Here is a 24712-nt window from a genome sequence, read left to right as displayed (position 1 = left end):
TTGCGCGGGCTTATTTATTTTTGCCCATTTGTTTTTTCATGCGCTGTTCCTTATTCAGAATTCTTTTGCGCATACGCAAAGACTTCGGCGTAACTTCAAGCAGCTCGTCTTCCTGAATGAACTCCAGGCACTGCTCAAGGCTCATGTCACTCGGCGGGGTCAGTTTCACTGCCTCGTCAGAGCCAGCTGCACGGGTATTGGTAACATGTTTTTTCTTGCAAACGTTGACGGCAATATCTTCATGTTTCGGATTTTCACCGACAATCATGCCCTCGTACACCTCAACACCAGGCCCGATAAAGAGACGGCCGCGGTCCTGTGCATACCAAAGGCCATAGCCAGTGGCTTCACCGGTTTCAAAAGCAACCAAGCTACCGGTGTTGCGGACAATGATTTCACCCTTGTACGGCTGGTAGCTGTCAAAGATATTATTCATAATGCCATTGCCGTTGGTATCCGTCAGGAACTCCTGGCGATAACCCATCAAGCCACGCGCCGGAATACGGAACTCCAGGTGTGTCATGCCCGTATCGCGGGTGCCCATATTGACAAGTTCTGCCTTGCGGGAGCCAAGCTTTTCCATAACCGGGCCAACGTAATTATCGGGCACCTCAATCATCAGCAGTTCAATAGGCTCACAGCGCTTACCGTCAATCTGCTTGTAAATAACTGTCGGGCTGGAAACCTGAAACTCATAACCTTCGCGGCGCAGTTCTTCAATTAAAATTGACAGATGCAGCTCGCCGCGGCCGGAAACCTTAAAGGTATCTGCAGAGTCGGTTTCTTCCACACGCAGTGCAACGTTGGTTTCTATCTCACGCTTAAGGCGGTCACGCAGATTGCGGGAAGTGACAAATTTGCCCTCACGGCCGGCAAAGGGGCTGTTGTTGACCATGAACATCATAGAAACAGTGGGCTCATCAATCTTGACAAACGGCAGCGGCTCAAGGTGGTCGGGATTACATGCAGTTTCGCCGATATTTAAGTCAGGCATACCGGAGACGGCGACCAAATCACCCATTTTTGCGCTTTCACACTCTATACGCTTAAGGCCCTCAAACTGATAGAGCTTTGTCACACGTTCTGTATGCGTTGTTCCGTCGCGGTGGCACAGGGTCAGCATTTCGCCAAGATGCACTTCTCCGCGCTCTACACGGCCAATGCCAATGCGGCCCACATAGTCATCATAATCAATATTGCTAAATAGCACCTGTGTCGGGCCGCTCAGGTCGCCGTGCGGTGCAGGAATATATTTCAAAATCGCATCAAACAACGGCTTCATGTCTGTACCCTTTTCTTTAGGGTCGTTCATGGCATAGCCGTCACGGGCAGAAGCATAGACAACTGGGAAATCAAGCTGATCATCATTTGCGCCGAGCTCAATGAACAGATCGAGTACTTCATCTACGACTTCTTTAGGACGCGCGCCGGGGCGGTCAATCTTGTTGATAACCACCACAGGCTTTTTGCCGAGTGCCAGCGCTTTTTTCAAAACAAAGCGTGTCTGCGGCATGCAGCCCTCAAAAGCATCGACCAAAAGCAAAACGCCATCGACCATCATCAGAATACGCTCTACTTCGCCGCCGAAATCCGCATGGCCGGGAGTGTCGACAATGTTGATTTTTACACCATTGTACATGACTGCTGTGTTTTTGGAAAGGATTGTAATGCCGCGCTCTCTTTCGATGGCGTTGCTGTCCATTACGCGGTCCTGTACTTCCTCGTTGCTTCGAAAAACACCGCTCTGCCGCAGCAACTGGTCGACCAGGGTTGTTTTGCCGTGGTCAACATGGGCGATAATTGCAACATTGCGAATGTCATTTCTTGTATCCATTAGTCATACCTCATTTTACTTTGTATCTGCCTGCGCTCTGTTTTGCGGCGGACAGTAAAGATTGCAGAAAAGCACCCGAAAAGCCCGGATATTACATTTCCCGCAAACGAAACTATTATAGCACACTTCGCAGCAAATGAAAACGGGCAAAAAGAAGCCGCGTACCAAAACAGATACGCGGCTAAAACTTGGAGCGAACGACGAGGCTCGAACTCGCTACCTCCACCTTGGCAAGGTGGCGCTCTACCAGATGAGCTACGTTCGCACTCGACTGCAAGAGATATCATACTACACCAGTTTGCATTTGTCAACAACTTTTTGCATTCTATGCAAAGATTCTCTTACAGCCATGCTAGCAGCGCCGATATGGAACAGACTCGATTAGGCTGTGATTTGCTTTTTCTCAGGGTCTGACTTTTTATCTTTAAAACTGAGCTTTAAGAGAATTGGCGAAACAATGGTAGTAACGATAACTACAATGATGACCGGCCCAAAAATTGTCTTGCTCATCAGGCCCAAAGTTGCGCACTTGGAAGCTACAATCAGTGCAACTTCACCTCTAGAGATCATGCCCATGCCAACCTGAACAGACTCACGATTGGTAAGACCACATATCTTTGCGCCTAAACCGCAGCCAACGACCTTGGACAGAATTGCAACAATCGCCAGAAGGACTGCAAAGAGCAGCAGAGATGCTGACATGTTTGGCAGCGATACCTTTAAGCCAACACTTGCAAAGAAAATTGGAGAAAGGAATGCATAGTTGATTGTTTCAAATCTTGCGGAAATATACTTTGCACGCTGGGTATTGCTGATCATCATGCCTGCAATGTAGGCACCAGTGATATCTGCAACGCCAAAGAATTTTTCTGCACAGTAAGAGAAGATCAGGCAGACCGCAAAGGCGATGATGACAAAGCGGCGCATATCGCGGTTAAACCGCTCCTGATACTTTTCAAAGAGCTTGTTGAAGAGTATACCAATCACAACTGCCAGGACAAGGAACGCGACAATCTTCAGCATGGTGACGCCAATATTTACAGAAGCATCTGCCATAGAAGTGATAAGTGTCAAGCAGATAATCCCGAGTACATCATCAATGACAGCCGCGCCCAAAATAGCACTGCCGGCGCGGGTACTCAGCTTGCCGAGTTCTTTCAGGGTTTCAACGGTAATGCTGACGCTGGTCGCTGTCAACACAACACCGATGGCCCAATTCTGCAGGAAAAGCGAAGCTTTTGCGTCATTGGGCTGTGTATTAAAGACACAGGCCAGCCCAAATCCGGCAAACAACGGCACTAGAACACCGATGAGTGCAATGACAAAGCAGGCTTTGCCAGCTTTTTTCATTTCTTTCAGATCGGTTTCTACACCAGCGGTAAACATCAGTGTAATAACACCGATTTCACTTAACTGGGACAAAAAATCTGTCTCTGTCATGTAAACCGTTTTGGTGATGGCGTGAAGGACAGGGCCAAGGACCAAGCCTGCCAGCAAAGCACCAACAACCTGCGGCATACGGATCTTACGGGTTACCAGCCCTAAGAACTTTGTCGAAAGTAAAATCAACGCGATATCCAACAGAAAATTGTAGTTGGTCATCCAGATTCCTCCTTAGAAATCCAATAAAAGCAGTAAAAGATAAGGCCCACAAAAAGGCGGCGCTGCCTTTTGTGCAAACCTCAATTTACGCATTCAGTATTATAATCTCTTTTCAAGAAAAAGGAAAGAACCATTTTAGGAGAAAAGGGAACATAATTTTCATTTTTTCTTTGCAGTTTTACTGATTGGTTCCTTTTTTGCGGATTTTTGCAGATATAGATAGGCTTTGCGGGGAAAAAGGAGGCTGTCGCTCTTTGTTGTATTTGGTCCTTTGCAATGCTATAATATTGCTTATAAAGAGTTTTTATGGATTCTATATCGGAGGTTTCTTCATGCAGTATATGACAAACAGCGGAATTTGGGGCAGTGTTTTTGCAGTGCCGACAGCCGTGGTAGACCGCCACCTAAAGCTTGCCGGCAGTGTGCAGCTAAAAGCCCTGCTGTGGGTTTTGCGGCAGGGCGGGGCTTCTTTTTCTGACACTGAGCTTGCGGACGCACTCGGTGTTTCACCTGCAGATGCGCGCGATGCGCTCTCTTACTGGCAGGAGACCGGCGTGCTGCAGTTTTCCGCTGCAGCACAAAAAGAAACGCCGGCTCAGCCGCAGTCTCCCCCTTCACCGGTGCCTGCAAAAGAAACCGCACCGGTCGTTTCGCAGCCGCCCAAGCAGCTTTTCCCTCCGCTGCCGCGGCCGGAACGCCCGGATCCCGTCTTCGTAAGTAAACGTTTAGAGGAAGATGAATCCCTGCACTGCATGATGCTGGACGCAGAACAGATTTTGGGACGTACGCTTTCCTCCTCTGACCTGAGTGCATTATTATTGATTCATGACAACTACGGGCTGCCGGTCGATGTAATCATTATGCTCATCCAGTATGCTGCAAGCAGCGGAAAAGGGAACATGCGCTACATAGAAAAAGTCGCTTTAAACTGGGCCGATGAGGGTATCACGACCCATGTGCAGGCAGAAGAGCGCCTGCAGCAGCTGACAAATCTGAACCGTGCATGGAGCACCATACAAAAAGCAATGGGGCTACCGAAACGCGCCCCCACCGAGCGTGAAAAGAAATATGCAGACAGCTGGGTGCTGCAATGGCATTTCAGCCCGGACATGCTGAAAATTGCCTATGACCGCTGTGTAGATGCAATCGGGTCTTTCCGGGCCGGCTATATCAATAAAATTTTGGAGCGTTGGCACCGTGAGGGGATTGCTGCCCCTGAGCAGGCCGCTGCAGAAAATGACCGGCACCGCCAGACGCGCAGCGAAGAGGAAAAGCCCTCTTTTGACCTGGACGCTTACGAACGCGACAGTATGCTGAAATTTACGGGAGGAAACCGCTGATGGGCTATGACCGGCGTGTATATGACACCGCCTATGAAATCTTAAATAAGCGCCGCCTGCATGCTGAGCAGGAAGCCGACCGCCGTCGTGCGGATTTTTACCGGGTAGAGCCGCGCGCGCAGGAAATAGAGCAGGCGCTGAGCCGCGCAGGCAGTGCTGCCGCAAAAGCTGTTGTACGCGGGGGCAATGTACGGCAGAATTTAGAGCAGCTGCGCCGGCAGAGCCAGGCGCTTCGTGCTGAACTTGATGCTCTGCTGGCAAGGCAGAGCATGTCTGCAAAAGACTTGGAACCACAGTACCACTGCCCTTTGTGCAAAGACCGCGGCAGTGTAGACGGCCGTATGTGCACCTGCATGAAAGAGTTGCTGAAAGAAGAAGCCCTGCGCCGCCTAAATGCTGATACCCCGCTGCACCTATGCAGCTTTGACAGCTTTAATGTTTCTTATTATCCAACTACACCTATGCAAAACGGCGCGTCACCGCGCGATATTATGGAGCGCGTCTTTCTGTACTGCAGAAAATACGCCGAAAATTTTAATGCACATACTACGGAAAGCCTTTTACTACACGGCAAGACTGGCCTTGGCAAAACGCACCTTTCCCTTGCGATTGCTGGCAGAGTGATTGAGCGCGGGTACGGTGTTGTTTACAGTTCCGCCGAAAACCTGTTGAACCGCCTGCAGGACGAGCACTTCGGACGCAGCGGCGGCGATACAATGCAGAGCCTTTTAAACTGCGACCTGCTGATTTTAGATGACCTTGGTACGGAATTTCGCAGCAGCTTTACGATTTCTGCCATTTATAATATTGTCAATTCTCGCCAGCTGACCGAAAAGCCGGTTATTATCAGTACCAACCTTTCTATGAAGGAACTGATGGAATACTACACTGAGCGCTTCTCTTCCCGTGTAATCGGCAGTTACACCTCCATTCCCTTCTGTGGGAATGACGTGCGCCAATTAAGGCGCAAAAACTTCTGATATATACTGTGACTAAAAGGCCGCCGTCTTTACAGACAGCGGCCTTTTAGTATATCTATTATTAGTATTGATCAGTCATCTGACATATAGTTGCCCAGGGCGTTTTGGCTGAGGGCTTTTAGGTAGGCGTTAATGAAGCCATCAATATCGCCATCCATAACCGCATTGACATTGGCAGTCTCATAGCCGGTGCGGTGGTCTTTTACCATTGTGTACGGCATGAAGACATAGGAGCGAATCTGTGAGCCCCAGGAAATCTCTTTCTGCACGCCTTTAATATCATCAATTTTTTCCAAATGCTCGCGCTCTTTTATTTCCATCAGCTTACTTTTTAACATACGCATAGCAACATCGCGGTTTTGGTACTGGCTGCGCTCTACCTGGCAGGCCACTACAATGCCGGTCGGGATATGCGTTAAGCGGACAGCAGAGCTGGTCTTGTTAACCTTTTGCCCGCCAGCGCCGCTGGCACGATAAACATCCATTTTAATATCAGCTGGGTCGATTTCCACTTTTACAGTATCATCAATTTCCGGCATAACCTCAAGCGACGCAAAAGAAGTATGACGGCGGCCAGAAGCATCAAACGGGGAAACACGCACCAAACGGTGAACACCATTTTCACCCTTTAAAAAGCCATAGGCGTTTTCACCCTCAATTAAGATACTGGCACTTTTTAAGCCCGCCTCTTCGCCGTCGAGGTAATCCAGCAGCTTGACATTAAAGTTGTGGCGCTCACCCCAGCGGTTGTACATGCGGTAGAGCATTTCGGCCCAATCCTGTGCTTCTGTACCGCCCGCGCCGGCATGAAAAGTAAGAATCGCATTTTTGGCATCATATTCGCCAGTCAGCAGTGTCTGCAGGCGCTGTTGCTCTAAGCTTCTCTCAATCTCTTTAACACTCTGCTCAGCTTCCGGCAGAAGGGAAAGGTCTCCCTCCTCATCCGCCAGCTCACACAGCGCTTTGGTATCTTCCCATTTGCTGCGCAACTTTTCATATGCACCGATTTTATCCTTTAAATGTGCAGAGCGCTGCAGGATTTTCTGTGACTTTTCCATATCGTCCCAAAAGCCGGGTTCGGTTGCTTTCATGTCCAGCTCCTCAATCTCGCTGCGCATGGTCTTTAAGCCCAGCGCATCCTCCAGATCATTTAGTGCCGGCAGCATTTCCTGCAGTTTTTGTTTCTGTTCTTCATATTGCAGCATAAAAGTTACATCCTACTTTCTCAAGTGTCCTCTATCTTTTGCAAAGCCCTGCGGCGGGTCTTCATAGACTTTTCACAAAAAGGCCATGCGCCTGTGACGTTTTCGCGCATAATCAGTAATGGTATTATTATATGCTATTCATAACCGATTGTAAAGAAATTGCTGCCGGTAAAAGATGGCCTGCCCCGATTCAGCAGTTTTTGGGTTTATCCGCTGAGAAAGTACCGAAAAGGCTGTATTTTGTAAACAAAGTAAAAACTTCTGCTATAAAGAACTTGCAGTATAAACAAAAAATCGATACAATATAGAATATGTATTTATTTATGTGGACTGCACAATTCGCCAGACTTTTTCAACTTGACCTGGGAGGATAAACTTATGACCGACTTTACCGGAATTAAATGCCCCGTATGCGGCAAGCCCTTTCTTCCTACAGACGACATTGTTGTCTGCCCGGACTGCGGCGCCCCCTACCACCGTGAATGCTACCAAAAAGTTGGTCACTGCCTTTATGAGGATCAGCACGGCACCGGCAAGGCCTGGCAGCCGCCGCAGGACCAGCAGAACGCTTCGGGGCCAGACAGCCTGCGCTGCCCGCGCTGCGGGCACGACAATACCCCGGGTGCTCTTTTTTGCGAACACTGCGGTGCACCCCTGTCGGCACAGCCGACCAACACACAGCCTTACGGCAATGGGCAGCAATCCCCCACTTATGGCAGCCCGCAGCAAAGGCAGCCATACAATAACGGACAGCAAAATGTCCCTTATGGGCAGCAGCCTCCCTACGGCAGCAATGGACAGTCCCCATATGGCCAAACCCCGCCAAACGGCTGGCCCTATGGGCAGATGCCCTTTGTATTTGATCCGCTTGCAGGGATTAAACCTGATGAAGAAATTGACGGTGCAAAAGCCAGTGAGCTCGCAAAAGTAGTGCAAAGCAACACAAGCTATTATTTACCGGTCTTTTACAATGCCTCTAAATATCACAAGCGCCGCTTCAACTTTGCTGCGCTGCTTTTGGGGGGCGGCTGGCTGCTGTACCGCAAGCTGTACAAGGTTGGCAGCATTATTACCGTTATCATACTTGCTTTAGAAGTTATCAGTCAATTTATAACAGCGCGCTTTACTAACCCGCTGCTGACAAGTATGATGAGCAGCCTGGGTATTTCGACTGCAAGCTCTATGTCCATGCAGCAGATGTACCAAATTGCCGGCAAAGTGCTGGAACTTCCATTTAACCAGCAGCTCCTTTTCTTTTTGCCGGAAATTTTTTCAATTGGCATCTTTGTCACACACTTGGTCATCGGCTTTATGGCAAACAAAATGTACCGCAAGCACTGCGTCAAGACGGTACAGTCTGTGCTGTCTGTTTCGCTAAACGAAAGTGAATCCACCATTCACTACCAGGAAAAAGGCGGCGTCAATACCATGCTACTGACTTTGATTTTGATTTGCTCGCTGATTGTTTCAAATGTTGTCTACTTTTTCTAAGCTATGCTTTCCCCGCCCTTTTGAAGGGCGCTGAAATATGATTTCCATTTTTATATTTTATATATTGGAGTGTATTGAAGTGAAACAAAAGAAAATTACCAAAGCTGTTATCCCTGCAGCCGGTCTTGGAACGCGTGTGCTTCCTGCTACCAAAAGTATGCCGAAAGAAATGTTTCCGATTGTAGATAAGCCTGCAATCCAGTATATTGTAGAGGAAGCGGTGCGTGCTGGCATCACCGATATCCTCATTGTCACAAACCGTGGCAAAGGCCTGATTGAGGACCACTTTGACCGCGTGCCTGAACTGGAAGCCAAACTAAAAAACGGCGGTCCGCAGAAAGAAGCTATCCTGAAACAGGTGACCGATATTGCGCATCTTGCAAACTTTTACTTCGTCCGCCAAAAAGAAACAAAAGGTCTGGGTCATGCCATCAGCCGTGCCCGCTCTTTTGTCGGCAACGAGCCTTTCGCTGTTCTGTACGGTGACGATGTAATTATTGGAAAAGACCCGGCCTGCGGGCAGCTAATCCGCGCGTATGAAGAATATGGAAAAGGCGTGCTGGGCGTTAAAAAAGTATCGCCTGATGATATTTCAAAGTACTCTTCTATAAAGGTAGAGCCGCTGCACGACAACTTTTTTTCCTGCACGGATATGATTGAAAAACCAACACCTGACAAAGTAATGAGCCTATACTCCATTTTAGGACGCTGTGTGCTGCCGCCAGAGATTTTTGACATCATTGACCAAACGCCTCCTGGAGCCGGCGGGGAAATTCAGCTGACCGACGCCATGCGCACTTTGGCGCGCACGACAGGTATGATTGCCGTTGATTTTACCGGAAAGCGCTACGACATGGGCAACAAACTTGGTATCTTAAAAGCACAGGTCGAGGTTGGTCTGCAGCACCCAGAAATTGGACAGGACTTCCGCGCTTATCTGAAAGAACTGTCAAAAACCCTGTAAGGGAATTCATAAAAAATTTCATAAGTCAGATTAGCAGAAAAAGATTTGTTTCACAGCAGAATTGCTTGACGAGACAAATCTTTTTTGATATACTAGTTTTGTTAGTCTGTTTATGGCTGACACATCCTTGCTCCGGGCAGATCCCGGGGCCATAAGTCCAAAAGGAGGTGCTTATCAATGGAAAAAAATCAAAATGCCTATGAGACCGTATTTGTTCTCTCCAGCAAACTGGATGAGCAGCACACCGCTGCCCTTGTTGAAAAATTCAAAGATCTGATTGCTGCCAACGGCACGGTCGACGGAGTTGATGAATGGGGCAAGCGCAGACTTGCTTATGAAATCAACAAGGAAACAGAGGGCTATTATGTGCTGATCAACTTCACCAGCGCACCGGCTTTCACAGCTGAACTGGACCGTATCTATAAGATTACGGACGGCGTGCTGCGTTCCCTGATTATCCGCAAAGAAGCCTGATGCCGCTGCAGAGAAGGGATATGTTTTAAATGCTGAATGTTGTTGTTTTAATGGGTCGACTGGTAGCTGACCCAGAGCTGCGCCACACTCCCAACGATATCGCTGTTACCTCAATTCGCATTGCGGTTGACCGCAGCTTTTCACGAGCCGGCGCAGAAAAGCAGACTGACTTTATCGATGTCACCGCGTGGAGACAGACTGCAGAGTTTATCTGCCGCTATTTCACAAAGGGCTCGATGATTGCCATTCAGGGTTCCCTGCGTGTGGACAACTACACCGACCGCGACGGAAATAAGCGCACCCGCTATGAAGTGGTAGCAGACAATGCCCAATTCTGCGGAAGCAAGCGCGAATCCGGTACCGGCTCTTATGGTGGCGATTCTTCTTACAGCAGCGCACCGGCACCCGCAAAAGACAGCTATCAGCAGCCTGCCCCTTCTGCTGCGCCCGCAGCAGCCGCCCCCGCCGCCCCGGCTTACTCCAGTGGCGACACCGGCGACTTTCAGTCTCTGCCTGACGACGACGATCTGCCGTTTTAAGGTTTGAGTAAATTGACTTGTATTTTTCTAAAAGGAGGTTCCAGTAATTATGGCTGACAGAGATAATCGTCGCGGTGGACGCAAGGGCCGCCGCAAAGTTTGCAGTTTCTGTGTTGACAAAGTGGATCATATTGATTATAAGGATGTTGCAAAGCTGCGCCGCTTCATTTCAGAGCGCGCAAAGATTCTGCCCCGCCGTGTAACCGGCACTTGTGCCCGCCACCAGCGTGAGCTGACCATTGCAATTAAGCGTGCACGGCATCTTGCACTGCTGCCTTTCAGCAGTGACTAATAAAGCGTAAATCAGCAGGCCAGCAGACAGTGAAAAGCTGTTTGCCGGCCTGCTTTTTTATTTTCTGTACAAAAAAGCAGGCTCTCTGCGAGCCTGCTGAAAATCAACCTGTTGTACTGCTATCTGTCGTGCTGTCTGTATTGCCGGTAGTATCCCCCGTTGTATTGTCACCGGAAGTCGAGTCTGTACTGCTGCTTTCTTCCGCGCCAGCGCTGACAAGAATCGTTACAGGGTACTGATAATTCAGCTGACTGCCGGCTGTCAAGCCATCGCCATAGCCGATAACCACTCCCTTAGAAACCGAATCGCTGAATTGTAGCGTGCGGTTTTTCGGAATTAAGCCCGCCGACTCTACTTTGCTCTTTGCTTCACTGTAAGTCAGACCGGCAATCTTTGGCAGCACACGCAGCGCTTTGCCCTGGCTGACCGTAACGGAAATTGCTGCACCTTTTACCATGGTACCAGAACCATATTTGGGTGTCTGGGAAATAATGCAGCCCTCTTCTACAGTATCGCTGAATTCCTTGCGAGTCTCTACCACTTGATAATTTGAATTTTTGCTCAGATTAGAAAAATTCTTACCAATCAGATTCGGTACTTCAATTTGTCCGTCCGGCAGCGATGCTGCTGAAGAAGCCGACGACTGTTTGGAAACAGAAGTCACTGACGAAGTTTTCTGTGCGGTAGAAGTAACTGCAGAGGTGCTTACCGATGCGGTTGCAGAGGCCGTCTGCATATTCCCCAGGATATTATGATTGGAAAGATAGGCTACTACACCGATGGTGACACAGACCAAAACAGCAACGAGAATCAAAATGACACTCACAAATTTGGGAATAGACTTGTGCTCATCCTCTTTTTCTTTTTCCTGCTGACGGCGCGCACGCGCTGCGCGGTCAGATGAGTCATCGTACGGGCTGGGGATGCGGCGCAGGCTCTGGGTTTCTTCCAGTGAAGCCGTAGCTGTGGGCGCCGCAGAAAGCTCGGCACGGAAGCGCTCTAGGGTTGGTGTGCGGTTGTCAGGCACAACCTGCAGCGCATTTGCCAGCGCAGTGACAACATGCGGCGGTATACTGCGCAGCGTACTGGCAGGCAGCAATAAGCGTGGGTCTTTGCAGCGCTTGCGTGCATCTTTGGGCAGGACGCCGGTCAGTGCATAAAACAGAGTTGCCGCCATACCGTATACATCGGTGTACTCCCCGACTTTTCCTTCTTTATTGTACTGTTCTTCAGCGGCACAGCCGGATTTCAGGCAGCCGGGAAGCCCGCCTGCGGCCATTCGGACCGTAGGCGAACAAAATCCGCCGAGTTTCATGCTGCCATTCTGCATAATAAAGAGGGTGTCAGGCGAAATACCGTAATGCCCCACTCCGGCAGCATACAAAGCGGAAACGGCATTGATCACCGGCATAAACAGCTTCCACGCGGCATTCCAGGAAAGGGAACCGCCGCTGCGCTCGACAAAATAGCGCAGCGTGATTGCCTCTTCCCACGGTGAAACCGAATAGGCAGTGTAATTCTCTTCAAAAAGGTCTTCTACTGCCAGCAGCGCAGGCTGGTCAGTAAACTTTTCAATTGATTCCTGGTAACTGATAAAATCATTGAGGTACTCATCAAACGCCGTTTCATTGCCGGCAACAACTGCAATATCCGTACTGTCCACAATACGGACGCAGATTTCGCGGGGGAAAAATTCACGTATCTGCACCATGCAGAGCTGCTGCATATCAAAGGCGATATAGGTGAATCCCTCGGGATCCTGTTTTTTCGCGCGGCCAACCATATACCGCTCCTGCAGGACAGTGCGGTAAGGCAGGGCGTCCTTTCGCTGTGGTTCTTTCTGTGAAAAGCCGCAGTGCGGGCACTTTTCCTGCCCCTCTGTCTCAGCCATGCAGTTCACACACAGATGTTCATAACCTGTCATAGGGTGCCTGCTCCTTCGTTTTGAATTGCCATACAAAATCAGTGGCAGGGTCTGCACAGCCTTTTCCTTTCGGAAAGACGCTGACAGCTCCTGCCGCACCGCAAGGAAAGCTCTCTATCATTTTGAGCGCTGCACATTTCATTTGTTTGGCTATATTATTCAACAATTTTTTTGTATTTTCACTAAATTCCATAATAATTGTTTCAATTATAGCACAGCAAATAACTGTAATCAAGTAATGCAGGCTACTGCAAAGTTACACTTCTGTTTCTTTTCTGGCTTTGCTTTCTCTTTTTTAGAGAAAGTATGCAAAAAGCGGGGCAATATGCCCCGCTTTTTTAGTCTTTAAGTTGATATTCATGAAGGGCACGCTGCAAGTCCTCAGCAGAATCAATGCCACGGCTTAAAATGGCCTGCTGGGCGTCTTCCGGCAAAGAAAGGAATCTCTCCTGCAAGTCAGGCTCGGCATTAAAAAAGCGGTCGTAGCGAAACGGATACCCTGGCTGAAAATAGATACTGTCCATCATGGAAACCACCTCAGGGCTAGTGTGTTCCGTTTCCTGCTGTTTTATAATTGGAAATTACTGAACGGCGTGTACTTCCAGCCACTTTGCAGTCTCTTGGCACACGCTGTAGACACATCCTTTATCCAGCGGGGACCGAAACCCAACCGAATGTGCAAGGTCGACAAAAGAAGCCGTGCCGCCCTGTTTTACAAATTTTATATAGCGTTTCCACGTATCTTTGCGGTCATAGTTAGAGGCATTGAAAAACTGCAGGGACATTGTCTGTGCCAAGCAGTAATCAATATAGTAGAAAGGATCCATGTAGATATGAAGCTGACGCTGCCAGCCGGCACCGCGTGCGAAAAACGGCAGGTCTGCAAAATTGACATACGGACGATAGAGCTTTTCCAGGCGAAGCCATGTTTGATTGCGCTCCTCCGGTGTCATTTCCGGATGCAGATAGACTTCCTCCTGGAAATGATCGACCAGGCAGCCATACGGAATGAAAGTTAGGGCATCTTCTGCATGGGTCAACTCATATTTATCAGTCTGGTCACCAAAGAAAAGCGAATGCCACGGGGCAGTCAAAAACTCCATGCTCATGGAATGCGTCTCTGCTGTCTCATAGGAAGGATCACGCAGGGCAAGCAGCGGCACCGTGCGCTGTGCAACAAAGCTGGCAAACGCATGGCCTGCTTCGTGTGTCAGCACATCCACGTCTCCGGAAGTGCCGTTGAAGTTTGAGAAAATAAAAGAGCAGTGGTAGTCTGGCAGATCTGTGCAGTAGCCGCCCGGCGCTTTGCCTTTTTTCGCGAGCACATCAAACAAATCCATGCGGAACATCTGGTCAATAAACTCTGCGGTTTCGGCTGAAAGCTCCGTATACATCTTTTTGCCGGCCTGCATAATCTCTTTCGGTGTTCCCTGCGGCACGGCACTGCCGTCCTTGAATTTTAATTCGTTATCATAAAAAGAAAAATCCGGAATTTCAATTCGTTTTGCCTGGCGCTTCTTAATTTCAACCGTAATTGGCACCAAGTCGCGCACAACTTCTTTGCGAAAGCTGCGGATATCTTCAATGCTGTAGCCGATTCTATTTCGACGCAGCAGAGAGAGCTCCTCAAAATTAGCAAAGCCGAGTTTATGTGCCTGTTCAGTACGGTTTTTGACCATTTTATCATAAAGGGTATCAAATTCTTCGCGATGCGCATCAAAAAAGTCGCCATAAGCTTCTGCAGCGCTGCGGCGCACAGAGCGATCGGTATTTTGCAGGTACGGCCCTAACTGGGAGAGTGTGCATGTTTTGCCGTCAAATGAAATAGCTGCGCTTGCATAAAGTTTTTGATACGCATTAACCAGGTGGTTTTCCTCCTGGAGCAGCGGAACAATTTCGGGGGAAAAAGATTTTTGCTCCATTTCCAATTTTTGAAACAGCATACTGCCGAGCGCTTTTTTAAGTTCTGTTCGGTGTGTAGAATGCAGCAGCGCTTTTTTAAAAGCCTGCATGTGCTCATCAAGCATGGGGGAATGCTCATCATTGTAGGCCTGCTCAGCTTCATAAAACTGGTCACGGGTATTGATACTGTTGCGAATCTCACAAATTGTCGCCTGCGTGACAACGGTAGACTCCAGCTTTTCCATCTGATGATAAATTTCCAGCTGCTTTTCGGCAGAAGCACTTGACAGCTGGGCTGTCATTGCATCTATCTGCTGAAACAAAGCAGAATAATTAGGACGTGTATAGGGCATTTCGGAAAATTTCATTGTGACACTCCTTTGTACAAATAATTCAAACAGCATGGTTAGTTTACTGCAAAAATGTGTAAAAATCAAATTGTCTTGCTTCTTTTTTGTAAACAGCGTATACTAATTTTGTTATTGCCGCAAAGGCATGGCGGAAAGGATGAACCAATGTGAAAGCAGCTCAAAGACTTTTAAAATATGTACAGATCTACACGACCTCTGACGAATTGTCCGACACTGTGCCAACCGCGGCAAGAGAATTTGACCTTGCAAACCTGCTGGCAGCAGAAATGAAGGGACTAGGCCTGCAGAAGGTGCGTGTAACAGACACCTGCTATGTTTACGGAGAACTCAGCGCAACACCCGGCTGTGAAGACGCACCGGCAATCGGCTTCATTTCCCACATGGATACCGCGCCGGATTTCTGCGGCAAAAATATACATCCGCAAATCCACAAAGACTACGACGGCGACGAAATCAAACTCGGCAGCAGTGGACGCATCCTTTCACCGGCGGCATTTCCGGACCTTGCAAAGATGAAAGGGAAAACGCTGATTACTTCTGACGGCTCAACTCTGCTCGGTGCGGACGACAAGGCAGGCATCGCTGAAATTCTGACCGCCTGTGAGCGGCTGGCTGCGGAAAACCTGCCGCATGGGCGGGTGTGCATCGCCTTTACGCCGGACGAAGAAGTCGGCCGCGGCGCAACACATTTTGATATTTCCGGATTTGGCGCAAAGCTCGCCTATACTGTAGATGGCGGTGAAGTGAGCGAAATCACCTATGAAAACTTCAATGCGGCCGGCGCCGAACTGACTTTTCACGGCTTTAATGTACACCCCGGCGACGCAAAGAATGTGATGAATAATGCTTCCCTTCTCGCAATCGAAGCCAACAGCATGCTGCCCGCCGCGGAAATTCCTGCGCATACCTCTGGCAGAGAGGGCTTTTTCCATCTTATCAGCATGAGCGGCTGCACTGAAGAAGCGCACCTTTCCTATATCATTCGTGACCACTCAAAAGAGCACTTCGCTATCCGCAAAGACATGCTGCGCCAAATCGTAAGGACCTTAAATGAGAAATACGGAAAAGGAACCGTCGACCTGAAGATCACCGACGAGTACCAAAATATGCTTCCTTTTGTCAAGCCCTATCCGCAGCTGATTGACAACGCACGCGCCGCTATCCGCGCACTTGGCCTTACGCCGTTTGAGGAGCCAATCCGCGGCGGCACAGACGGTGCTGTCCTGAGCACAAAGGGGCTGCCCTGCCCCAACCTAGGCACAGGTGGCCACGCTTACCACGGCCCGTATGAACACATTGCAGCGGAAGATATGGATATGTGTACTTCGATCCTGGTAGGAATTATCCGCCGCTTCGCAAAATCCGGAAAATAAGTAAAAGCCTTGGCAGATTTCTGCAGAGAACTGCTGTAGGCCTACCATTTTTTACAAAACATAAAACAGACTGCAGCGCCGGTATTCCCGGTTGCCTGCAGTCTGTTTTTTTTATAATTTGTGTACGCTCAACTTTTACCGCGTGCATTAACTTTCATTTTATTAGCAACTGACTCTTTCAGGCGTTCCTGCATCACACGGTTGGCATTGATTTCAATCGTATCATCAAGTTTCGGAAAATCGTACCCCTCGCCATAGCGGCGGGTCAGCGCCGTACGCAGCAGGTAATCGCACACCTGCGGGTTCTTTGGCAGCAACGGCCCATGCAGATATGTACCAACCACATTTTTGTAATGCACACCTTCATGTCCGTCGGTTCCGTTATTGCCGTAGCCGCCGGCTGAAATGACCTTTCCAAGCGGCTGGCAGTCGCCCAGATAGGTGCGGCCGCCATGGTTTTCATAGCCGACAATCGGCATTTCACAGATGTCGCTTTGAATCATGACATTGCCGATTAAGCGGCCCTCGCCGCGCTCGGTTTTCAGATCCACAACACCGATTCCCTCAACCAATTCGTCGCCAAGCAGGTAGTTGTGCCCCAAAAGCTGGTAGCCGCCGCAGACCGCCAAGAGAACTCCCCCTGCCTCAACATAGTCATGCAGCTGCTTTTTTTCTGCTAACAGAGCGTCACAGACAATTTTCTGCTCGCGGTCGGTGCCGCCGCCAATAAAGACGATATCGACATCAGAAAAGTCAACCGGGTCGCCACAGTGCACCGTACAGACCTCTGCCTCTATGCCGCGCCATGCACAGCGCTTTTGCATACAGATGATGTTGCCGCCGTCGCCGTAAAGATTCAGCAGTTCCGGATAAAGATGTGCAATTTTCAGTTTCATGATTTATCCTCCCCGCTCAAAGCGCGCAGTTCCCGCTGGGTGGGCGCAAGCGCTGAGTAATTTGTCAGCACATAAAGGCGGTGCTCCTGCGGCAAGGCGCGGGTCTTTTCCGCAGCCTCTGCTACAGTGCTGACCAGCTCTGATGGAATGCCGGCATATTTCAGACGTACCTGAAGATCATTCATGCGGTGGCCGCCGGCGTAAACAATCATTTCTTTTTCCTGCGCCAAGCGCTCAAAGTCAACATCCCACAGCCAGGAAATATCGTTGCCGTCGTTGTCGTTGTCGTTGATGATAAAATAGATGACTTTTGGGCCCTGGTCCTGCAGGAGCAGAGCCATATTCTGATTAAAGCCCGTTGGGTTTTTCGCCAGGTTCAGCATGACCGGGTGCCCCTGTACGGTAAACTTCTGCAGACGGCCGTTTTTCGGGTCATACTGGTCCAAAGTCTTTTGAAAGCTCTCGGCACTGCAGTTAAGGCTGCGTGCGGCCGCGTACGCTGCAAGCAGGTTGTACACCATATATACGCCGCTGTAGCGCGTCTGAATTGTTGTATCGCCGACCGTAAAAGCAATACCGCCGCCTAACTTGACATCTGTCGCGGCAAAATCGAGCGGTGCACGGCGGAAATCACACTTCGGACAGTGGAATGCGCCCAGCTGCCCATACTGCCGGTAATCGTACTCCAGCTGCGTGCCGCACTTCATACAGAAACGTCCGCCGGTAACCCGGTCTTGCGGCAGGTGCAGGTCTTCTGCAATACCAAAAGCAATGGTGTGCTTGGCATGAGAAGCAATAAAGGAGCAGAAAGGATCATCTGCATTGTAAATCAAAACAGTTTCCGGCGACTGCTCCAGTGCAGAAATAATGGCCTGCATTACGGTATCGATCTCGCCGCAGCGGTCGAGCTGATCGCGGAAAATATTGAGCAGCACCATGTATTTTGGCTTTAAAAAAGGAACAATGTGCGGCGTAGAAAGCTCGTCCGCTTCCATCACGCCCCAATCTGCTCCTTTCCCGGGCAAAAGCGCCGTCACCACTCCGGAAGCCATGTTGGCACCTGCGCGGTTGCACAGCACCGAACAGCCGCTGCTCTGCACCGCGCGGCAGATAATATTATTCGTCGTTGTTTTTCCGTTGGTTCCACATACAACAATAGAACCTTTTTTTAGTTTTGGGGCAAGCTGTCCCAGCACCTGCGGGTCAATCCGCAGGGCAAAGCGCCCCGGCATGGCACTGGCCCCTACGTGCAGGATGTGTCTTTCTCCCCAGCTGACCAGGCGGGCAACAAAAACCGCAAACGCACTTCTTAACCGCATTCTTTCATATCCTTCCGGCCGCATGCGCGGCAGTATTTATAATTTTATGCAAACGGAATGAATGAAAAACAGCAGGAAGATGCTGCGCCGCATCTGGCTGCTGTTCCTATACATCTGTTGAATTATAACAGTTTTTAGGGATTTTGTAAACAAAAAATACAGATTTGCGAGGCAAAAATCCTTTAAGCACCGGGTAAAGAGGAAACAGCAGAAGACGCAGAACTGCCTGTAGACGAAGCCGATGGGGCTGCCGGGCTGGAGGCCCCCGAAGAGGAGGATGCAGAAGACGCCGCAGAGGCGCTTGGCAGTGTTGCAATCGCCGAAGAGAGCATGACAAATTGCTGTGTGGCCGGGCTGCCGTTATTGACAGTCACCGTAAGCAGCGCAGTGCCACTGGGCGAAAAGCGGCCGCTTAAACGAGTTTTGCTGCTGATCAGGGAAATATCACCGCTGCCCGAAATCGTACCGGAAACAGAGCGGCTTTCCACAGTACCGGCGGGAATATAGCGCGCAGTCATGCTGCCGGAATTGCAAGTATCAATTAACAGCGCATTGCCGTCTGAGTCATTCCAAGTACCCGTCAGTTTCCAGGTATCCACTCCCCACGCGGTTACAGTGGGCTTGCTCACCACTGCCGAAGATGCAGCAGCTTGTGACGAGGCAGTGCTTTGTGAAGTGCTGGAGACAGACGACTGCGTGGGAACCCGCAGCTGCATATGCACCTGCGCCATGGATTTATTGACGGTAAACTGCACCAGGTCTGCATCTGATAACGACTGTGAATCAACTTTAATAGAAGAAATCTCTGCTTCCGCTACAGTAAATGTTTGGAAGCCGCTGCGCCGCACCTGGGCAGCAATCTCAGCAGCTGTATAGGAAGTCACTGCTTTTTGCGGGGACAGCGGCGCTTGAGAAGAAGAAACAGCCGCAGGCTTTGACGACGCGCTGCTGACTAAGAAGCTTTCCCACGGCCATGCGCCGCGCTCCTGATGCCACGCAAAGGTAAAGCTGGCAGCGACACCGGCTATGCACAGCAGAACAATCAGCGTAATAAGCGGCGCATACGTATGATGCTTTGGTCCTTCTTCATCATACGGTTCATAGTACTCGTCTTCCTCATCATAATCGTCTTCTTCACGCAACAGGTCCTCATCGGGCGCAGGCGGCTCGCCCGGCTTCAACGCTTTGCCGCATTTCGTGCAGTAATGTGCATTGGGAAGATTATCATATCCGCAGTTTGGGCAAATCAAGGCTGCACCTTCTTTCTCAGCATTCTTTTTTGATACATCCGGAAAAACAGTGACCAAAGGACAGCCCCTGTCAAAGCGCCCATGGTATCCAGCAGCACATCCCACCCAGAGGGCGTACGCAAAGCTGTAAAGGACTGGTGAAACTCGTCCCCTGCCGCATAGGCCGCACAGAACAGGACCGCGGCAAAAAGCCGCGCTGCCGGCCGCAGGCGAAACGTGGAAAGCCATCCGGAAACAAAAACGGACAGCAAAAGGTAAACGGTAAAGTGAGCCACTTTGCGTACAAAATGATGCAGCACCGGCACCGAAAGCGGAAGCGCCCGCCCCAGCCACACAGCAATCGGCATACTGGCACGGTCACTGGAAGGTCCGCTCTGCGCCGAAAAGCAAAAAATCAGCACCATACAGCAGAGGGCCAGCAGTAGAAAAAGCCGCCGCCGGAAAAGCAGACTGCTCTCTGCCTGCCCCATTTTCGCGCTGCTTTGAGCAGCCGACAATTTTCTATGTTTATTTCGGAAAAATTTATACATAGGTACAGTATAGCACATTTTCCCTTTTCACAAAAGCCCCGCCTTTTGCTTTGCCTTGCCAAGCTTTGCCTTAAGGTTTATAATAACATGCAGTGTCTCATGTTTTTGTAAGACGATGACGAAGAAGAGGCGAATAGACATGAAAATTGGTATTGTGCTGGAAGGCGGCGGAATGCGCGGCATTTACTCTACCGGCGTGCTGGATGCTTTTTTGCAGGAAAAATTTATGGCTGATGAAGTGGTCGGTGTGTCGGCCGGAGCTTCAATCGGCATTTCTTATGTTTCTATGCAGTACGAGCGCGGCCTGCGCACCACTGTAAACTATGCGGGACAGGAAGACTATATCAGTCTGCATAATTTTATCAAAACAAAATCCCTTTTTGGCATGGATTATATCTTTGGCAAAATTCCGGAAGAGCTGGACCCGTTTAATTACGAAACTTTTGCAAAGAATCCCTGTAAGTTCTATGCGGGCGCTACAGAAGTGCATACGGGAAAGACCATTTACTTTGGCAAAGAAGAAATTGTGCCGCCGTGTACAGTGCTGCGTGCCTCCTGCTCGCTGCCAGTCTTTTCACCAGTCGTGCCGTATAAGGGCGGCGAATACCTGGACGGCGGCCTTTTAGCGCCGATTCCTATACAGAAAGCCCTGGCAGACGGCTGTGACAAGCTGATAATTGTACTGACCCGCGAACGCGGCTACCGGAAAGAACCACAGATTGGCCGACCGGTCTATGCGCAGAAATACCGGCATTATCCGGCACTGGTGCACATTATGGATACGCGCCACAAGGTTTACAATAGTATGCTGCAGACCATTCAGCGCATGGAACACATGGGCAGCGCTATTATCGCCGCACCGGACGAACCGCTGCCGCTTGACCGTTTTGGCACAAACCACGAGCAGCTGCTGGCAGCCTACAACATTGGTCTTGAAAAAGGAAAAGAAGCTTTGCAGCGTGCACAGAAAACCTGGGGCCTTACCCTGCCGCTCTGGCCGGCAGGCTTCCCCGACGCAAGTTCCGTTCCACTGAAAAAATAAGTAAAAAAGCCGCCTGTACGCAGATCAAAACACTGCATACAGGCGGCCTTTTTATTTCTGTGCTTTATCCGCAGCTGTCGTGCCTTGCTTTTTCTGTTCCTCATCCTGCATCACGCAGTTAGAAGAGCTGACAACCGCCCTGCGCAGAAGCGCTACGAACTGTGCAGGCTGCATATCCGGCCAGTCAAACAGCCAGCGGCAAATAACTGCTTTGCAGGCATCTGTAAAAAGCTGCACATAGTACTCCATGTCTTTTTCGTCTTCTGTGCTACCGCTGAAAATTTCCTCAAAATAGGGCTGTACAATTGCCCGCATAACATCAGCAAAGTAATCGGTAAAGGAATTTTGCCCGGTTACCTGCAGGGCATTGACGTAAAACTGGCGGTTATCGTAAAAATAGCTGCAAACATCCAACAAAAGGTTCCAGCCGCTGTTCGGCATTTTTTTATAAAGGCGCTCGATCAATTCTGTGTAAAAAATCCAGTTTACTAAATCGTATTTATCGCGAAAATGATAGTAAAAGCTCTGGCGATTCATCGAACAGCGGGTGCAGATGTCACTAATGCTGATTTTAGAAAACGACTTTTCCTGCATCAATGATTTCATTGCATCGGCAAGTGCCTTTTTTGTGATATTTGAATCTGCCATAGCATCATTTCCTTTACCTTTGCTGCTGTTCCTTTTCTTTTGCTTTACAGTGAGAGGACTGCTCCTTTGCTGCCGGAAGTAACCAAAGCCGCATAGCGCGCCAAATAGCCGGTTACGTGCTGCTCTTTCGGTTTCCACTGGGCACGGCGGGCAGCCAGCTCTTTGTCCGAAACATCCAGCTGAATGGTATTCGCTGGAATATCGATTTCAATCGTATCGCCTTCCTGTACAAGAGCAATCGGGCCGCCCACAGCTGCCTCTGGCGAAATATGGCCGATTGCGGCGCCGCGGGTAGCTCCACTAAAGCGGCCGTCTGTAATCAGGGCAACACTGCTGCCCAAACCGCAGCCCATAATGGCGGACGTCGGATTCAGCATTTCACGCATGCCAGGGCCGCCTTTCGGGCCTTCATAGCGAATGACAACCACGTCGCCCGCATGAATCTTGCCTCCCAAAATAGCTGACATTGCCTCTTCTTCACTCTCAAAGACTCTGGCAGGGCCGCTGTGTCTGAGCATCTCGGGAGAAACAGCGCTGCGTTTTACGACACTGCCATCTGGTGCCAAATTGCCACGCAAAACCGCAATGCCGCCGGTTTTGCTGTATGGATTGTCGAGCGGACGAATGACTTCCGGATTCTTATTGATACATCCCTTGATGTTTTCGCCCACGGTCCTGCCGGTGCAGGTCATGCAGTCCGTGTGCAGCAGGCCGGCCGAAGCCAGCTCATTCATCAGGGCATAAACGCCGCCGGCTTCATTCAAGTCCTCAATATAGGTATGGCCTGCTGGTGCCAAATGGCACAGGTTTGGTGTATGTGCACTGATATTGTTGAGGATATCGAGATTAAGCTCCAGCCCGCACTCGTGTGCGATTGCTGGCAGGTGCAGGGCGCTGTTGGTGCTGCAGCCGAGGGCCATGTCCACCGTCAGAGCATTTTCAAAAGCATCCATGGTCATAATGTCCCGCGGAAGGATGTTGTCTTTGAGCAGCTTCATAATCTGCATACCGGCGTGTTTGGCAAGCTGCAGACGGGAAGAATAAACAGCAGGAATGGTGCCGTTGCCGCGTAGGCCCATGCCCAGTGCCTCTGTCAGGCAGTTCATGCTGTTGGCTGTGTACATACCGGAACAGCTGCCGCAGGTTGGGCAGGTATTTGCTTCGTATTCATCCAGTACTTCTTTTGAAATGCGGCCTGCAGCGTATTCACCCACTGCCTCACTGGCACTGGAGAAGCTGGTCTTTTTCCCTTGCACGCGTCCTGCAAGCATGGGGCCGCCGCTGACAAAAATTGCCGGTACGTTGAGCCGCGCTGCAGCCATCAGCAGGCCGGGAACATTTTTGTCGCAGTTTGGGACCAGAACCAAAGCATCCAGTGCGTGCGCAATGGTCATCGCCTCTGTAGAATCCGCAATCAGCTCGCGTGTAACCAAGCTGTACTTCATGCCGCGGTGACCCATGGCAATACCGTCACAAACGGCAATCGCCGGAAAAACGAGCGGTGTGCCGCCGGCCATGGAGACGCCTGTCTTCACTGCCTGAACGATTTTGTCGATATTCATGTGGCCTGGGACGATTTCATTGTAAGAGCTGACAACACCGATTAGCGGGCGGTCAATCTCTTCATTCGTCAGACCAAGCGCATGAAACAAAGCGCGTTTTGGTACGTCTTTTTTAATTGCATCACTGTTCATTACGTATGTTCCCTCCCAAAGCAGGTGGCTGATTGAATAATAAATTGTTAGGTATGACTTATTATAAAGAATATCTGCGGGCCTGTCAAACACTTTTGCCGTTTTGTCAAAAAAATGAGGTCCTTTCAGCAAAAGAACTGCTAAAAGGACCTTTTTGAGCGGCAGAAAAGGGTTGTACAAAAAACTCAGCCAGCCGTTTTCATATGCAGGCGCAGGCGGTCGGAAATCATGGCAATAAACTCAGAATTAGTCGGTTTGCCGCGTGTGTTGTGGATAGTGTAGCCGAAATAAGAATTTAAAATATCCACATCTCCGCGGTCCCACGCGACCTCTATCGCATGGCGAATTGCGCGCTCTACCCGTGAGGGTGTTGTGCCATATTTTTTAGCTACACCGGGGTAAAGCTGTTTGGTAACAGCATTGATAATATCTGGATTTTCAACAGCCATGAGAATGGAATCGCGCAGATAATGGTAACCCTTAATATGCGCCGGCACGCCAATTTGGTGCAGAATTTCTGTCACCTGAATTTCCAGTGTTTCCTGGCAAGGCATTGCCGGATTTTCCATAGTAAGCAGTTGGCGAATGCGGTGGGCAAGCTGAACTGTTTCATAAGGCTGCACTGCAAGATAGGCTGCACCGGAAGAAAGCACTTCGCGCTCGATTGTCGGGCTGGTAAAGTTGCTTTCGACTACAAATGCCGGCTGATGCTTCATGTGGTCTTCTTTTAAAGCATTCAGCACCCCAACTGCATCCAGGCCGGGCATAAAGATGGGCGCAAGCACGGCGTCCGGTTGGTCGGTTTCAATCGCTTTGAGCAGGCTGGTGCCGTCTTTTTGGGTATAGGTTACCTGGAATCCGTTCTCCTCAAAGACATGGGTGCTCTCCTGCTGATATTCCGGGTTTTCGTTGGCAATCATGAGTTTTATGCTGTTATCCATATTTAGTCCCCCTAAGAATTTTTACATGAATATATTACCATATATTGGTATAAATGGCAATAGATTATTGAAATATTTTTCTTTTTGGGGAACACTATTCG

The 24712-nt window shown here is 49.8% G+C and carries 23 protein-coding genes and 1 tRNA gene; 9 read left to right on the top strand and 15 right to left on the bottom strand.

Annotated elements, in window-relative coordinates:
• Positions 1-10: 10 nt before the first annotated feature.
• The 3 genes from typA to LKE53_04045 form a co-directional block, all read right to left on the bottom strand.
• Positions 11-1834 (bottom strand): translational GTPase TypA, encoded by a 1824-nt coding sequence (gene typA, locus LKE53_04055; protein MCH3971934.1) that lies wholly within the window; start codon positions 1832-1834, stop codon positions 11-13.
• A gap of 189 nt (positions 1835-2023) precedes the next feature.
• Positions 2024-2099: transfer RNA gene (locus LKE53_04050), tRNA-Gly, on the bottom strand.
• 116 nt (positions 2100-2215) lie between these two features.
• A complete protein-coding gene (locus LKE53_04045) occupies positions 2216-3436 on the bottom strand; it encodes a cation:proton antiporter (GenBank protein ID MCH3971933.1) in 1221 nt (406 codons plus the stop codon).
• Positions 3437-3768: 332 nt separating this feature from the next.
• On the opposite strand from LKE53_04045, the gene LKE53_04040 reads away from it, so the two are divergent.
• Together LKE53_04040 and LKE53_04035 are read left to right on the top strand one after the other, a co-directional pair.
• Positions 3769-4776, top strand: coding sequence for a DnaD domain protein (locus LKE53_04040; protein MCH3971932.1), 1008 nt, complete (start codon positions 3769-3771; stop codon positions 4774-4776).
• Entirely contained in the window at positions 4776-5756 is a 981-nt protein-coding gene (locus LKE53_04035; GenBank protein ID MCH3971931.1) for an ATP-binding protein, read from the top strand. The genes LKE53_04040 and LKE53_04035 overlap by 1 nt, the downstream gene beginning before the upstream one ends.
• Before the next feature lie 71 nt (positions 5757-5827).
• On the opposite strand, the gene prfB is transcribed toward LKE53_04035, so the two are convergent.
• Positions 5828-6961 (bottom strand): peptide chain release factor 2, encoded by a 1134-nt coding sequence (prfB, locus tag LKE53_04030; GenBank protein ID MCH3971930.1) that lies wholly within the window; start codon positions 6959-6961, stop codon positions 5828-5830.
• Positions 6962-7339: 378 nt separating this feature from the next.
• Between prfB and LKE53_04025 the strand changes: the two genes are divergently transcribed.
• The 5 genes from LKE53_04025 to rpsR all read left to right on the top strand — a co-directional run bounded on the left by LKE53_04025 (position 7340) and on the right by rpsR (position 10721).
• A complete protein-coding gene (locus LKE53_04025) occupies positions 7340-8452 on the top strand; it encodes a zinc-ribbon domain-containing protein (GenBank protein ID MCH3971929.1) in 1113 nt (370 codons plus the stop codon).
• Positions 8453-8531: 79 nt separating this feature from the next.
• Positions 8532-9416 carry a UTP--glucose-1-phosphate uridylyltransferase GalU gene (galU, locus tag LKE53_04020; GenBank protein MCH3971928.1) on the top strand — a complete coding sequence of 295 codons (885 nt, stop codon included), beginning with the start codon at positions 8532-8534 and terminating at the stop codon, positions 9414-9416.
• Between the two features lie 177 nt (positions 9417-9593).
• Entirely contained in the window at positions 9594-9890 is a 297-nt protein-coding gene (gene rpsF / locus LKE53_04015; GenBank protein ID MCH3971927.1) for a 30S ribosomal protein S6, read from the top strand.
• A gap of 29 nt (positions 9891-9919) precedes the next feature.
• Positions 9920-10429: a single-stranded DNA-binding protein gene (locus tag LKE53_04010; GenBank protein MCH3971926.1), complete on the top strand. Its 510-nt coding sequence runs from the start codon at positions 9920-9922 to the stop codon at positions 10427-10429.
• Between the two features lie 49 nt (positions 10430-10478).
• Positions 10479-10721, top strand: a complete 243-nt coding sequence (gene rpsR / locus LKE53_04005) for a 30S ribosomal protein S18 (GenBank protein ID MCH3971925.1) — start codon at positions 10479-10481, stop codon at positions 10719-10721.
• A 103-nt stretch (positions 10722-10824) separates the two neighbouring features.
• On the opposite strand, the gene LKE53_04000 is transcribed toward rpsR, so the two are convergent.
• The 4 genes from LKE53_04000 to LKE53_03985 form a co-directional block, all read right to left on the bottom strand.
• Positions 10825-12645 (bottom strand): PASTA domain-containing protein, encoded by a 1821-nt coding sequence (locus LKE53_04000; GenBank protein ID MCH3971924.1) that lies wholly within the window; start codon positions 12643-12645, stop codon positions 10825-10827.
• Positions 12632-12880 (bottom strand): hypothetical protein, encoded by a 249-nt coding sequence (locus LKE53_03995; protein ID MCH3971923.1) that lies wholly within the window; start codon positions 12878-12880, stop codon positions 12632-12634. The genes LKE53_04000 and LKE53_03995 overlap by 14 nt, the downstream gene beginning before the upstream one ends.
• Positions 12881-12983: 103 nt before the next feature.
• Positions 12984-13172 (bottom strand): hypothetical protein, encoded by a 189-nt coding sequence (locus tag LKE53_03990; GenBank protein ID MCH3971922.1) that lies wholly within the window; start codon positions 13170-13172, stop codon positions 12984-12986.
• Positions 13173-13226: 54 nt separating this feature from the next.
• A complete protein-coding gene (locus LKE53_03985) occupies positions 13227-14915 on the bottom strand; it encodes a M3 family oligoendopeptidase (protein ID MCH3971921.1) in 1689 nt (562 codons plus the stop codon).
• A gap of 149 nt (positions 14916-15064) precedes the next feature.
• On the opposite strand from LKE53_03985, the gene pepT reads away from it, so the two are divergent.
• Positions 15065-16291, top strand: coding sequence for a peptidase T (pepT, locus tag LKE53_03980; protein ID MCH3971920.1), 1227 nt, complete (start codon positions 15065-15067; stop codon positions 16289-16291).
• Positions 16292-16419: 128 nt separating this feature from the next.
• Here the strand turns inward: pepT and LKE53_03975 are convergent, their stop codons facing one another.
• From LKE53_03975 to LKE53_03960, 4 genes are all read right to left on the bottom strand, one after another.
• Entirely contained in the window at positions 16420-17187 is a 768-nt protein-coding gene (locus tag LKE53_03975) for a glutamine amidotransferase (GenBank protein ID MCH3971919.1), read from the bottom strand.
• Positions 17184-18506, bottom strand: coding sequence for a MurT ligase domain-containing protein (locus tag LKE53_03970; GenBank protein ID MCH3971918.1), 1323 nt, complete (start codon positions 18504-18506; stop codon positions 17184-17186). Before LKE53_03970 ends, LKE53_03975 begins: the two co-directional genes overlap by 4 nt.
• A gap of 182 nt (positions 18507-18688) precedes the next feature.
• On the bottom strand, positions 18689-19756 hold the full coding sequence (locus tag LKE53_03965; protein ID MCH3971917.1) for a zinc ribbon domain-containing protein: 1068 nt from the start codon (positions 19754-19756) through the stop codon (positions 18689-18691).
• Complete coding sequence (locus tag LKE53_03960) at positions 19753-20226, bottom strand: VanZ family protein (GenBank protein ID MCH3971916.1); 474 nt, start codon at positions 20224-20226, stop codon at positions 19753-19755. Before LKE53_03960 ends, LKE53_03965 begins: the two co-directional genes overlap by 4 nt.
• 199 nt (positions 20227-20425) lie before the next feature.
• On the opposite strand from LKE53_03960, the gene LKE53_03955 reads away from it, so the two are divergent.
• Positions 20426-21328 (top strand): patatin family protein, encoded by a 903-nt coding sequence (locus LKE53_03955; protein ID MCH3971915.1) that lies wholly within the window; start codon positions 20426-20428, stop codon positions 21326-21328.
• A gap of 51 nt (positions 21329-21379) precedes the next feature.
• On the opposite strand, the gene dhaS is transcribed toward LKE53_03955, so the two are convergent.
• The 3 genes from dhaS to spo0A form a co-directional block, all read right to left on the bottom strand.
• On the bottom strand, positions 21380-21976 hold the full coding sequence (dhaS, locus tag LKE53_03950; protein ID MCH3971914.1) for a dihydroxyacetone kinase transcriptional activator DhaS: 597 nt from the start codon (positions 21974-21976) through the stop codon (positions 21380-21382).
• A 44-nt stretch (positions 21977-22020) separates the two neighbouring features.
• Entirely contained in the window at positions 22021-23670 is a 1650-nt protein-coding gene (gene ilvD / locus LKE53_03945) for a dihydroxy-acid dehydratase (protein ID MCH3971913.1), read from the bottom strand.
• A gap of 185 nt (positions 23671-23855) precedes the next feature.
• A complete protein-coding gene (gene spo0A / locus LKE53_03940) occupies positions 23856-24611 on the bottom strand; it encodes a sporulation transcription factor Spo0A (protein ID MCH3971912.1) in 756 nt (251 codons plus the stop codon).
• Positions 24612-24712 lie beyond the last annotated feature (101 nt).

This window comes from Oscillospiraceae bacterium, from assembly GCA_022483045.1.
GTDB lineage: Bacteria > Bacillota > Clostridia > Oscillospirales > Acutalibacteraceae > Caproicibacterium.
This window is presented reverse-complemented; position numbering and strand designations above follow the sequence as displayed.

Excerpts from the sequence above, each read along its gene's own strand:
- typA (MCH3971934.1), bottom strand. The coding sequence starts at position 1,834 with ATGGATACAAGAAATGACATTCGCAATGTTGCAATTATCGCCCATGTT.
- LKE53_04045 (MCH3971933.1), bottom strand. The coding sequence starts at position 3,436 with ATGACCAACTACAATTTTCTGTTGGATATCGCGTTGATTTTACTTTCG.
- LKE53_04040 (MCH3971932.1), top strand. The coding sequence starts at position 3,769 with ATGCAGTATATGACAAACAGCGGAATTTGGGGCAGTGTTTTTGCAGTG.
- LKE53_04035 (MCH3971931.1), top strand. The coding sequence starts at position 4,776 with ATGGGCTATGACCGGCGTGTATATGACACCGCCTATGAAATCTTAAAT.
- prfB (MCH3971930.1), bottom strand. The coding sequence starts at position 6,961 with ATGCTGCAATATGAAGAACAGAAACAAAAACTGCAGGAAATGCTGCCG.
- LKE53_04025 (MCH3971929.1), top strand. The coding sequence starts at position 7,340 with ATGACCGACTTTACCGGAATTAAATGCCCCGTATGCGGCAAGCCCTTT.
- rpsF (MCH3971927.1), top strand. The coding sequence starts at position 9,594 with ATGGAAAAAAATCAAAATGCCTATGAGACCGTATTTGTTCTCTCCAGC.
- LKE53_04010 (MCH3971926.1), top strand. The coding sequence starts at position 9,920 with ATGCTGAATGTTGTTGTTTTAATGGGTCGACTGGTAGCTGACCCAGAG.
- rpsR (MCH3971925.1), top strand. The coding sequence starts at position 10,479 with ATGGCTGACAGAGATAATCGTCGCGGTGGACGCAAGGGCCGCCGCAAA.
- LKE53_04000 (MCH3971924.1), bottom strand. The coding sequence starts at position 12,645 with ATGACAGGTTATGAACATCTGTGTGTGAACTGCATGGCTGAGACAGAG.
- LKE53_03990 (MCH3971922.1), bottom strand. The coding sequence starts at position 13,172 with ATGATGGACAGTATCTATTTTCAGCCAGGGTATCCGTTTCGCTACGAC.
- LKE53_03985 (MCH3971921.1), bottom strand. The coding sequence starts at position 14,915 with ATGAAATTTTCCGAAATGCCCTATACACGTCCTAATTATTCTGCTTTG.
- LKE53_03975 (MCH3971919.1), bottom strand. The coding sequence starts at position 17,187 with ATGAAACTGAAAATTGCACATCTTTATCCGGAACTGCTGAATCTTTAC.
- LKE53_03970 (MCH3971918.1), bottom strand. The coding sequence starts at position 18,506 with ATGCGGTTAAGAAGTGCGTTTGCGGTTTTTGTTGCCCGCCTGGTCAGC.
- LKE53_03960 (MCH3971916.1), bottom strand. The coding sequence starts at position 20,226 with ATGGGGCAGGCAGAGAGCAGTCTGCTTTTCCGGCGGCGGCTTTTTCTA.
- LKE53_03955 (MCH3971915.1), top strand. The coding sequence starts at position 20,426 with ATGAAAATTGGTATTGTGCTGGAAGGCGGCGGAATGCGCGGCATTTAC.
- dhaS (MCH3971914.1), bottom strand. The coding sequence starts at position 21,976 with ATGGCAGATTCAAATATCACAAAAAAGGCACTTGCCGATGCAATGAAA.
- ilvD (MCH3971913.1), bottom strand. The coding sequence starts at position 23,670 with ATGAACAGTGATGCAATTAAAAAAGACGTACCAAAACGCGCTTTGTTT.
- spo0A (MCH3971912.1), bottom strand. The coding sequence starts at position 24,611 with ATGGATAACAGCATAAAACTCATGATTGCCAACGAAAACCCGGAATAT.